The organism is Bacillus cereus group sp. N21 (genome assembly GCF_016483395.1).
Classification (GTDB): domain Bacteria; phylum Bacillota; class Bacilli; order Bacillales; family Bacillaceae_G; genus Bacillus_A; species Bacillus_A pseudomycoides.
Genome location: NZ_JAEHBX010000106.1, coordinates 1 through 11,364, shown reverse-complemented (window position 1 = coordinate 11,364; position 11,364 = coordinate 1). Strand labels below are relative to the sequence as shown.

Sequence of the window (11,364 nt, the reverse complement as noted above, 5' to 3'; positions counted from 1 at the left end):
ATAAAGTTAGTTTGTCTAGCATCTAAAATAAAAATTGACGTTTCACGTTGTTTGTTTCGTTCAGTTTTCAAAGAACTCGTTTGTCGCTCAATGGCGACTCCCTTATGTTAACACCTTCATTTTTCCATGTCAACTAAGTTTTTTAATTTCTTTTTTTCGCTTTCTGCCGTTTCGCATCAGCGACGGTTATTAATATATCATGCAGTTTATACATGGTCAATACTTTTCATAAAAAAATTTCACATCCCGTTTATTTCTTTTTTTCATCATTTTAACAAACCCTACTTCTTTTAAATCAAAAATTCAAAATTTTATGTTATATTATTCCTATAGGAGCGTGATGGGAATGAGGATTAAATATTCGAACAAAATCAATAAAATTCGAACCTTTGCATTAAGTTTAGTATTTATCGGACTCTTCATTGCCTACTTAGGCGTATTTTTTCGCGAAAATATTATTATTATGACCATTTTTATGATGGTTGGCTTTTTAGCAGTTATCGCTAGCACCGTCGTTTACTTTTGGATTGGTATGTTATCTACAAAAACCGTACAAATCATTTGCCCAAGTTGTAACAAACCTACCAAAATGCTCGGCCGAGTAGACGCATGTATGCATTGCAATCAACCCTTAACGCTTGATCGTAATTTAGAAGGAAAAGAGTTTGATGAGAGGTATAATAAAAAGAGCTATAAAGCATAAAATGGAGTTTATATAATAAAGAAAGAGGTCAACGTAACCGTTGACCTCTTTCTTTATTATATATTACGCCTTATGACATTCTGGACATACGCCATAAATCTCTAAACGATGACTATTAATAACAAAGCCGGTTGCTTTCACAGCTTCATCTTCAAGTTTTTCCAAACCTCCATAAGGAAAATCAACAATCTTACCACACTTTTCACAAATTACATGGTAATGCTGACTTGTAACATAATCAAATCTACTTGAAGCGTCTCCATAAGTTAATTCCTTAACAAGCCCAACTTCTTTAAATACACGTAAGTTATTATAAACAGTTGCAACGCTCATATTTGGAAACTTACCTTCTAACGCTTTATAAATTTCATCCGCTGTTGGGTGCGTCATAGATTCCACAAGGTACTCTAAAATAGCATGACGCTGTGGAGTAATGCGTACACCCGTATTTTTCAGCATTTCTAGCGCTTCTTTTAATTCTTCTTTGACCACCGTCATGCACCCCGATTCTATACGGATTATTATTTTATAATTCTTATAAAGAGTGTACTCCTTTTCTTGTCAATCGTCAATATTTCTACTATAACTGTGTAGTTTATTTTTCATCTAACCTTATTCTTATGTATATTTGTCCTTCCTTTATACATTTACATAGAAAAAAGTGCGAAATAATCGCACTTGGAATACTATCATCTGAGGAGGTATGCCCTACCCTTTTAATGTATGAAACATCAGCACAAGTGTATAGACATATGCCTCATAGTAATTACATCATAATAAATTCCCTTCAGTTCTTGCTTATGCAGAACCTTAATCTAAATAAGAAAGGATGTCTTCGATATGCCCTTTCACTTTTACTTTACGCCATTCTTTTACTAGTTCACCATCTTTATTAATAAGAAACGTAGATCTTTCAATTCCCATGTACTCTTTTCCGAAATTCTTTTTCAGCTTCCATACATCATATAGTTCCGCCACTTTATGATCTTCATCTACTAAAAGTAAGAATGGCAAATCATGCTTTTCAATAAATTTCAAATGTCTATTCACTGGATCTGGACTTATACCAAGTATAACCGTATCTTTTTCTTGAAATAATCCGTATGCATCTCGGAAATCACACGCTTCTGTTGTACAGCCTGGTGTCATATCTTTCGGATAAAAATATAGTGCTACATTTTTCCCGTGAAAGTCCGATAGCTTAACCTGCTCTCCGTTACTTCCTTCTAGTGTAAAATCGGGTGCCATTTCTCCTACTGCGACCATCTTTATCACTCCTTGTCTTTTCCTTCTACTATAACAAATGTTATCTCATTTTTCATTGTCTATCACTGTTCGAACTACGAATGCAAACGGCAATGTATATCCAATCAACGCTTCAATAATTGCAATCCAGCGTCCGATTCCAACAGGAGTTACATCACCATATCCAACAGATAATAAAGTAACCGCACTAAAATATAAGCATACTTCTACCAGTTGGAAAGAATGGACAGTTAAACTTTCTCCGTCTTCTCTTAAGACGGCAAATCCACTTTCCTCTAATACAACATAACTTAATCCAAATGCGATAAGCACCGTTGTGTAAATTAGAAATAATGAAGTTAGGTTATACAAGGAAAAGAAACGCTTCGAATCTGAGTATGAGCTCCATAATATTTGAATACTCCTTAACACAGCAATGGCTGAAATTAATAAAATAAGTCCCCATAACATGTCCTCCACCTCATCCTATATGTATGAGGACAAAGAACAATTTATCCCACAGTAGATGAAACTGTATATCTGTCGTTAGTTTCCCGCACCGCGGTATTTCTTCACTCCAAAATTCCAAAGCGTGATTGCAATTGTAAAACAAATTACACCAACAAACGGTGTCGCAAACGCATAACTGTTCCATTCTGTCTTTCTAAGAAAATACGCCGCTGGATATACACCAACAAATGCAAATGGTAAGACAAACGTTAAAACAAACCGGATCACACGGTTATAAATATTTACAGGATATCGCCCATAATTCCCAATGTTATACATCAATGGCATAATAGAGCTTTTCGCATCTGACCAAAAGCCAATACTTGCAAGCGTCACAAATATCCCGCCATATACAAGGGCACCTCCAGCTACCATGAACAAGAAAAGAAAGAAATCGTACCAATAAAAGGATAATTGAAGCTGCACTGACGCATATCCCATTACAATAATCCCAGTAACTGCACCAATCAAAGACTCCAGTTCCATTCGCTCTAATATAATTTGGAATAAACTATGAATCGGTCTTGTTAAAACACGATCCATTTCTCCCTTAATAATGTATCGATCATTAAAATCCCATATATTAAAGAAAGCAGAAAAGATAGCAAATGGTACTAAGAAAAAGCCATAAATAAAAATAACTTCTTCTCGACTCCATCCCTTTAATGCTTGTGTATGTCCGAAAACAACAAGAATAAAAATTAAGTTAACAGCTTGGAGTAGTAAATCAGATAATAATCCAACGATAAAATCGCCGCGATACTCTAGTTTAGTTTTTATATATTGGCTTGCATATTGCAAAAACAGTTTTATATACAGCATCTCATCATCCCCCTTGTACAATTAGGCGTTTTCTCGCCGTTTTCCACATCAGCACAATTGGAACAATAAGTACGACTGCCCAAATCATTTGAAATAATAAAGCCTGATACAACTTACTTCCTTGTATTCCTTCAGAGAAAATCATACTCGGAATATAACTGATTGCTTGAAATGGCAAAAACACCATTGCTTTTTGTGCCCATAGAGGATAAAAGCTAATGGGTAGTAATAAACCTGAAAATAAATCAATAACCACACGTTTTGCATACATAATTCCACTATTATTAAATAAGAAAAAAGTAAGCATGCCTGTCATTAAATTAATTTGCGTATTAATAATAAAACTGAAAACTAACGACAGAAAAAAATATAACCACGTTTGAAAATTGGTTGTAATTTGCAACGAGAATAAAAGTGTAACAATGATCATACCGGGAATAGAAAAGAATGCAAAACGGAAGATCCCCTCTCCAAGACCTTGCATAACTTTCATTCCTAAGTAGTTATATGGACGAATTAATTCAACAGCTACACGTCCCTCTTGAATTTCCATCGCAATTTCTCTGTCAATATTATTAAAATAAAAAGCGCGAGCCATCCACGCGATGGCAATGTAGGTTGTCATTTGAGAAATCGATAAACTTTCGATATTCTCTTTCCCACTGTAAATAGCTTGCCATAAAAAATAATACGCTCCGATGTTAATCGTATAAATTAAAATTCCACTATAGTAATTTGTCCGATAAGCAAGCATCATTAAAAAACGAATACGAATCATTTCAATATACTTACCCATGAATCATACCCTCTTCATAAATATTACGGATAATTTCTTCTGTCGACACTTCATTAATTTTTAAATCTTTAATTTGAAAGGCTTGGACTACTTTGGAAATAAGCATAGAAATTATAACTTCTTCATTGGGTATTTTCGCAATCCATGTATATTCTTCTTTCCCTTGTGACCAAACTACATGATTATCCGGCATTAGCATTAACAGTTGTTGATATGAAACTGGTGCTGTAAATTGAAAATGTATTTCTTTTTCTGCTCCCCACTGCGAACGAAGCTTTTCTAATGATCCATCATACATAATGTTTCCTTCATCCAGCATAATGACGCGTTCACATAACGCTTCAATATCAGTAATATCATGTGTTGTTAATAAAATTGTTGTTTTATAACGTTCATTCATTTCCTTTAAAAACTCACGGATTTTTAATTTTACGAGAACGTCTAGTCCAATCGTTGGTTCATCTAAAAATAAAAGCGGTGGATTATGAATTAACGCTGCTGCTAATTCACAACGCATTCGTTGACCAAGCGACAATTTACGCACCGGTTTATCTAGCAATGGTCCAATATCTAGTGTTTCAATGACATGCTCCATATGTTCCTTATACTGCCTATCAGATACACCATACACTTTTTTTAATAAACGAAATGATTCTTGTACCGCAATATCCCACCAAAGCTGTGAACGCTGACCAAATACAACACCAATTGTTTTCACAAACTCTTCTCGCTGTTTATGTGGATTCATTCCATTTACTGTAATTTGGCCAGACGTCGGTGTTAAAATTCCGGTTAACATTTTAATTGTCGTTGATTTACCCGCACCATTCTCACCAATATAACCAACCATTTCACCTTGATTTACAGTAAACGAAACATCATTCACTGCTGGCACTATTTTATAATTACGATTTAATAAATCGCGAAACGCACCTTTTAAACCAGAGCGGCTTGAATATGCTGTAAATTCTTTACGTAATCCTTGTACTTCAATTACCGATTTCATAATCGGACCCCCTTCCTCGATACCACAACGAATAGTTTACCCAACTGCCCTTCCTATCACAAACAATACGTCTTTTTGAAAAACATGTTAGAATAATACATAGATTTTTGTAAGGAGATGAATTGTAGTGAATTTCACAAAATCAGAAGCATTACATAAGGAAGCGTTAGAACATATCGTTGGTGGTGTTAACAGTCCTTCTCGTTCTTTCAAAGCAGTTGGTGGCGGTTCACCTGTTGCAATGGAACGCGGAAAAGGTGCTTATTTTTGGGATGTAGATGGTAACAAATATATCGATTATTTAGCAGCATACGGTCCAATCATTACAGGACACGCTCATCCTCACATAACAGAAGCAATTAAAACAGCAGCTGAAAATGGTGTTTTATACGGAACACCAACAGCACTAGAAGTAAAATTCGCAAAAATGTTAAAAGAAGCAATGCCTGCTTTAGATAAAGTTCGTTTCGTAAACTCTGGTACGGAATCTGTTATGACAACAATTCGTGTGGCTCGCGCTTATACAGGTCGTACAAAAATTATGAAGTTTGCTGGTTGCTACCACGGTCATTCAGACTTAGTACTTGTAGCAGCTGGTTCAGGTCCTTCTACTCTTGGTACTCCTGATTCAGCCGGTGTGCCCCAAAGTATCGCTCAAGAAGTTATTACCGTTCCATTTAATAACGTAGAGACATTAAAAGAAGCACTCGATAAATGGGGACATGAGGTAGCAGCTATTCTTGTAGAACCAATCGTTGGGAACTTCGGAATTGTCGAACCTAAACCTGGCTTCCTAGAAAAAGTAAATGAGCTTGTTCACGAAGCTGGCGCACTAGTTATTTATGATGAAGTAATCACAGCTTTCCGCTTTATGTACGGCGGTGCTCAAGACTTACTTGGTGTAACACCAGATTTAACAGCACTTGGTAAAATAATTGGCGGAGGCCTTCCAATCGGTGCATATGGTGGTAAAAAAGAAATTATGGAACAAGTTGCACCGCTCGGCCCTGCTTACCAAGCTGGTACAATGGCTGGAAACCCAGCATCTATGGCAGCTGGTATTGCTTGCTTAGAAGTACTGCAACAAAAAGGTGTATACGAAAAATTAGATGAACTTGGAGCAATGCTTGAAAAAGGAATTTTAGAACAAGCTGCAAAACATAGCATCGATATTACCGTAAATCGTCTAAAAGGTGCGTTAACTGTATACTTCACTACAGATACAATTGAAGATTATGACGCTGCTCAAAATACAGATGGAGAAATGTTCGGTAAGTTCTTCAAGCTTATGCTCAACGAAGGAATTAACTTAGCTCCATCTAAGTATGAAGCATGGTTCTTAACAACAGAACATACAAAAGAAGATATCGAATATACAATCCAAGCTGTCGGTAGAGCATTTGCTGCTTTAGCGAACGCATAAGAAAATACATGCTCAAAAGAAAAAAATAGAGGCCACCCTCTATTTTTTTCTTTTTTCTATTTCATAAATCACACATTAATAGTATAATTATTCATAATTATCTGTTTTATATTGAAATTCATATTAATTATTCTGTTATTTATAAGGCAATATACACCTTAAATAATTAGATTATTCTTAACTTTATAATAGAGGGGGGATTGACGGATGCCTAACAATACAAATAAATGGACACCGTCTTTATTTCGAAATTACGCAAATGCAGAACACGATGCGTGTGGAATCGTTTCCGTTATGGAAAAACAAAATGTTCCAACAAAAGAAAACATCGATCTTTGTATACAATCACTGATAAAAATGAATCACCGTGCTGGCTTTATTAATGGAGAAGGCGATGGTATTGGTGTTCATATCGACTTACCGAAAGCCCTTTGGAAAGAAAAATTAAAAAATAGTGGATATAATCCAGCGATTGTGGACCATCCCCACTTTATCGTTGGACATTTTTTTCTAAACAAAAAAGAAAATCCTACTCTTTTAAAGAACAGTATTCGTAATAAATTAAACAATAAAAATTTCATCGTTCTCTTCGAAAGTGATGATGTTATAAATTCTGATGCACTTGGTCCTCTTGGCAAACAAGAAGAACCTTTATTTTGGCAAATTGCTATTCTTTCAGAAACAAAAAATGAAGCCATCGACCAAATACTATTCTCTTTAACAATTGAAATTGAAGAAAATACAGCAATTCATGTTGCTTCATTAAGCCACGACCATGTTGTATACAAAGTTCTTGGCGCTGGTGATACACTTGTTGCCTACTATGATGATTTACAACATTCACTTATTGCATCAACAATGACACTTGGACATAATCGCTATTCTACAAATACATTATCTAATTTTTTTCGCGTGCAACCATTTAGTATCCTTGGACATAATGGTGAAATTAATACAATTTCCAAGTTACGCGATCAAGCCGAAATGATCGATGTACCACTTACTGCTGGAGGCAGTGATTCTCAAGATTTAAACCGCACCTTAGAAACACTTCTCGTTCACTACAACTACAGTCTATTTGAAGCAATGGATGTATTATTTCCACCAATTATTAATGAGATTAAATTATACGAGCCACATATGCAAGATTTATATACGTATATTCGTGAAGCATGGGGACATTTCGCCCAAGGGCCGGCCGGCATTATTTCACGTTATAAAGATGAAGCTGTTTTTAGTGTAGATTCACTTGGTTTGCGACCAGTTTGGAAAGTAGAAACAGAAAGTTCCTATATCTTTTCTTCTGAACCAGGTGTCGTATCACCATCTGAATATGTAGCAGAACCAAAGTCACTTGCTCCCGGAGAAAAAGTAGGTTTGAAGTGGAATAAACAAGGTGCCCTCGTTCTCTACGAATATGAAACATACCAAGAAGAAGTATATAAACGCATGAAACAACGTATTAATTTTTCAGATTATCATTTCAACTTATCTATTCCAGCTATGGAAAAGGTCGAAGGGCTATCTAACCTCTCTCAAGTTGAAACAGAACAATATGTAGCTTTCGGCTGGGATCGCGAGCATATCCAACTTCTTGAACAAATGGCAACAAAAGGTGTTGAACCAATTCGTTCACTCGGCCATGACGCCCCTCTCGCTGCACTTGATACAGACAGACGAAACATTGCCGATTTTATAAAAGAAAGTGTTGCTGTTGTTACAAACCCAGCAATCGATCGCGACCGAGAAATTGAGCACTTCTCTACACGCACAGTACTAGGAGAACGTCCTAGCTTGTTTAGTGGTGAGCAGCAAACTTTTGTTACCGAACTTTTGTCACCGATTATACTAGAAGGTAATTTAGCACAATCAATTTCAGAAGATTCAGAAACAATTTCATATGAACAACTTGTAAATCTATTTGCAATTCATAGTACAGTTTACAAGTTATCTGTTTCCTTTCCAGCATCAGAAACTTTACAAGATGCATTAAATCGAATTAGTGCCGAAGCTACAGCAGCTATTAAAAAAGGTGCTTCTCTCTTATTACTTGATGATGCAAAAGCTCATCAAAATGAACACTTATGGATCGATCCACATTTGATTACAGCTAAAGTACATCAAGAACTAACTGAGCACAAATTACGCCGAAAATGCTCCATTGTTATAAGATCCGGCGCTCTCCGTTCTTTACACGATATTGTTACACTGTACGGACTAGGTGCAGATGTTATTAATCCATATTTAATGTTCGCAACCGTAAATGATGGGACAACGATACCAATTTCTAATTTATATAAAGCGCTAAACAAAGGTCTTGAAAAAGTCATTTCAACTATCGGTATCCATGAACTGCGTGGTTACGGCCGTCTCTTCTCTTCAATTGGTTTACACGAAGAAATTGCAAACATACTACAAATTACAAACTTTTTAGGATCACGTACTGTAGCATTTACACTTGAATCTTTAGCAGAAGACGCTAAAGTCCGGGCAATTGATTATAACAACCCCAAAGTTAGAATGCGAAAAACGTTTCATATATTCCCCCGCATTTGGAAAGCAATTGGTGATGTGGCAAAAGGGAATGCTTACGATAATTATCGGGAGAAATTAGCTGAGGTAGAAGATAAGAATCCGATTGCAATTCGTCACCTTGTCCAAATGAAAGAAGCAGAGCAACCAGTGCCGACTGAGCATGTTTCAATTGGCGTAAAAAATCATGACTTGCCGTTTATTATTAGTTCGATGTCATTTGGATCCCAAAATGAAATTGCATTCCGTGCTTATGCAGAGGCGGCAGACCGTCTCAATATGATTAGTTTAAACGGTGAAGGCGGAGAAATTAAAGATATGATTGGTAAATACCCACATACACGCGGCCAACAAATTGCATCAGGACGTTTTGGGGTGAATGCCGAACTGTTAAATTCATCAAATTTAATTGAAATCAAAATTGGTCAAGGAGCAAAACCTGGTGAAGGGGGACATTTGCCTGGATCAAAGGTAACTTCTAAAATTGCAGAAGCTCGTAATGCAACAATTGGTTCGGACTTGATTTCTCCTTCCAATAACCATGATATTTACTCGATTGAAGACTTAGCACAAATTATTACTGAAATTAAAACAGCCAATCAACTTGCAAGAGTCGCGGTCAAAGTTCCAGTTGTCCCTAATATCGGAACGATCGCTGTAGGAATTGCAAAAGCTGGTGCTGATTTTATTAATATTAGCGGCTTTGATGGTGGAACAGGTGCCGCTCGTATTCATGCACTGCAACATGTAGGCCTTCCAGTTGAAATCGGAGTAAAAGCTGCACACAACGCTCTATTAGAAGCAAATATGAGACACAACGTAGAGATTTGGGCAGATGGTGGTATCCGCAGTGTAAATGATGCACTTAAAATTATGCTTCTTGGTGCAAACCGTATTGGATTCGGTACTTTATCCATGATTGCAATCGGTTGTACAACGTGCCGGGGCTGTCACTTAGATACGTGTCATGTTGGTATTGCAACACAAATCGAATCCGAAGCGCAGGCAAAAGAACATGGACTACGTCGCTTCGTTCCGCGGCAATTTGAAAATGCTGTAGAAGGTTTATTGCACCTATTTACTACTTTCGGAACAGAACTTAAACGTTTAACCGGCGGACTCGGTTATACGAACTTACAAGAAATTGTTGGTCGCTCTGATTTGCTAGAACAAACGCGAGGCACAGAACTATTAGATTTACAAAATTTATTACAAACATTAGACAGTACATCCTACATGATAACAGGAGCAGCCCAGCAACAACATTATGCAACAACTGATTCTTTCCAATCAAAAGAGCTAGTTGGTGTTGGTGTGGATCAACGCGTAATGGGTGGTCTTGAATCATGCTACCGAGTCCGCAGTAAATTATATGACAACAATACGCTGGAACCAATTACACTAAAATACACAAATGGTTCCGTTCCTGGAAACGGATTAGGTGCCTACAATAGCGAAAACTTATTTATTCACGTCAATGGTGGTGCACAAGATGGTATCGGAAAAACCTCATTTGGCGGTGGCATTTATATCACAAAAGCAAGAGGAAAAGATGGAACATACTATAACGGTTCTGTCGGAAAAGGATTCGGGTATGGTGCACAAAAAGGAACTTTATATGTGCAAGGTAACGCTGATGCACGTGCTGGCATCCGCTTATCTGGAGCAGATATGATCATCGGGGGAAGAATCACAAAACCACTTCGAGAAAAAGAACACGGGAATCTCGGTGTTCATGCAAATATTAAAGGCTTTGCTTTTGAATATATGACAAACGGTCGCGCACTCGTTCTTGGTGATCCTGGCCCATGGATTTGTGCAGGTATGACTGGTGGTGTCGTTTATTTACGCCATCAACCTAAACTTGGTTTAACAGAAGCTGCTTTGCGAAGAAGAATTGCAAAAGGAGCGAATGTAACATTACGTGAACTTAGCAAAAACGGGGAATCAGACATCACAGAATTATTATTAGACTACGTTCGTGTATTAAAGGAGCATGAACAATATGAAGAAGCTGCTCTCTTAACACCATTATTAGAGGACATTCAGTCTCACTTTTATGAAGTCATTCCGAAAAAAGAGCAAGCAGATCCATCTATTTCGACTGAATAATTTCCATTTGCTTAAAATTGACTAAGTGAGCATCACATAGTAATCTATAATAACAATTTGAAAACCTGCTGAAATTCAGCAGGTTTTTTCACTAAAAAAGAAGGATAAAGAGAGCCGAGCAGTTCGAGGCACGAAAGCCAGGAGGATACGGAGTGTAACTTATACTACATGAGTACCGGACTGGCGACGTAACGAAGAAATGCGACAGCTATCTT

At 36.9% G+C, this 11,364-nt stretch carries 9 protein-coding genes; 3 read left to right on the top strand and 6 right to left on the bottom strand.

All coding sequences use genetic code 11. The features are described from left to right. The first annotated feature begins 346 nt into the window (after positions 1-346). Positions 347-703, top strand: coding sequence for a YgzB family protein (locus JDS96_RS28370; protein WP_199668811.1), 357 nt, complete (start codon positions 347-349; stop codon positions 701-703). Positions 704-766: 63 nt separating this feature from the next. On the opposite strand, the gene perR is transcribed toward JDS96_RS28370, so the two are convergent. The 6 genes from perR to JDS96_RS28340 form a co-directional block, all read right to left on the bottom strand. Then, positions 767-1,195, bottom strand: coding sequence for a peroxide-responsive transcriptional repressor PerR (gene perR, locus JDS96_RS28365; protein WP_018768004.1), 429 nt, complete (start codon positions 1,193-1,195; stop codon positions 767-769). A gap of 318 nt (positions 1,196-1,513) precedes the next feature. Then, positions 1,514-1,969: a thioredoxin-dependent thiol peroxidase gene (gene bcp / locus JDS96_RS28360; RefSeq protein WP_003194937.1), complete on the bottom strand. Its 456-nt coding sequence runs from the start codon at positions 1,967-1,969 to the stop codon at positions 1,514-1,516. Positions 1,970-2,014: 45 nt separating this feature from the next. Then, on the bottom strand, positions 2,015-2,419 hold the full coding sequence (locus JDS96_RS28355) for a potassium channel family protein (RefSeq protein ID WP_016112998.1): 405 nt from the start codon (positions 2,417-2,419) through the stop codon (positions 2,015-2,017). Positions 2,420-2,494: 75 nt separating this feature from the next. Further along, positions 2,495-3,280 carry an ABC transporter permease gene (locus JDS96_RS28350; protein WP_018782728.1) on the bottom strand — a complete coding sequence of 262 codons (786 nt, stop codon included), beginning with the start codon at positions 3,278-3,280 and terminating at the stop codon, positions 2,495-2,497. A gap of 4 nt (positions 3,281-3,284) precedes the next feature. Beyond that, complete coding sequence (locus JDS96_RS28345) at positions 3,285-4,076, bottom strand: ABC transporter permease (protein WP_018768003.1); 792 nt, start codon at positions 4,074-4,076, stop codon at positions 3,285-3,287. After that, positions 4,069-5,082 (bottom strand): ABC transporter ATP-binding protein, encoded by a 1,014-nt coding sequence (locus JDS96_RS28340; protein ID WP_003194928.1) that lies wholly within the window; start codon positions 5,080-5,082, stop codon positions 4,069-4,071. Before JDS96_RS28340 ends, JDS96_RS28345 begins: the two co-directional genes overlap by 8 nt. A gap of 127 nt (positions 5,083-5,209) precedes the next feature. On the opposite strand from JDS96_RS28340, the gene hemL reads away from it, so the two are divergent. After that, positions 5,210-6,505, top strand: a complete 1,296-nt coding sequence (gene hemL / locus JDS96_RS28335; RefSeq protein ID WP_199668810.1) for a glutamate-1-semialdehyde-2,1-aminomutase — start codon at positions 5,210-5,212, stop codon at positions 6,503-6,505. A gap of 207 nt (positions 6,506-6,712) precedes the next feature. Then, positions 6,713-11,149: a glutamate synthase-related protein gene (locus JDS96_RS28330; protein ID WP_199668809.1), complete on the top strand. Its 4,437-nt coding sequence runs from the start codon at positions 6,713-6,715 to the stop codon at positions 11,147-11,149. Positions 11,150-11,364: the final 215 nt, after the last annotated feature.